Genomic DNA, 274 nt, shown 5'->3' on the forward strand with positions numbered 1-274 from the left:
ATACTGTCCCGACTACGCACGCCGATCTCCGGAGCTACCCCCGTGAGCACCCACCTTCTGTTCGACGCCTACTTCACCCAGCCCGCCATGCGCGCGATCTTCAGCGACCACGGCCGGGTACAGGGCATGCTCGACTTCGAGGCCGCGCTGGCCCGTGCCGAGGCTCGCTTGGGTGTGATCCCGGCGAGCGCCGTGGCGCCCATCGCCGCGGCCTGCCGCGCCGAACTCTACGATTTCGATGCGCTGGCCCAGGCCATCTGCAGCGCCGGCAATT

The 274-nt window shown here is 68.6% G+C and carries 1 pseudogene; it reads left to right on the plus strand.

The annotated features are described in order from the left end of the window. Nucleotides 1-42: 42 nt before the first annotated feature. Nucleotides 43-274 (plus strand): annotated as a pseudogene (locus ACYYG1_RS17440) (hypothetical protein); the annotation flags it as partial.

The sequence above is a fragment of the Desulfocurvus sp. DL1XJH-121 genome (assembly GCF_054819825.1).